Annotated in this window: 1 protein-coding gene; it reads right to left on the reverse strand. The window is 45.8% G+C overall.

The window, feature by feature from the left end:
* Positions 1-26: 26 nt before the first annotated feature.
* Positions 27-260 (reverse strand): hypothetical protein (locus tag QYG89_RS17280; protein ID WP_404319429.1); only part of this gene is annotated, 234 nt, incomplete at its 5' end.

Raw genomic sequence — 260 nt, forward strand, 5'->3', positions numbered from 1 at the left:
GTATGGGAACGGGTGTGACCTCTTCGCTATCGCCACCAGACTGTATAAAGTTGAAAGAATTGTTCTTTCAAAACTGGATAATATGTTTCAAGTAACCGGCAATCGAGTGCCATTTGGTGCTGCTTTTCGCTTTTCCAGCTGCGGCGCCTTGCTCCTCGGGTCAAATAACCTTCAACCAATGAAGTCAAAGAACGAACTTCTTTGGTTAAAGAACATTTGCCTGTCGGAGCAGTACAGGCGCCTACGCTTTTCGTTATTGG

Origin of the sequence: Bacillus lumedeiriae, from assembly GCF_044891285.1 — a bacterium.
GTDB lineage: Bacteria > Bacillota > Bacilli > Bacillales > Domibacillaceae > Pseudobacillus > Pseudobacillus lumedeiriae.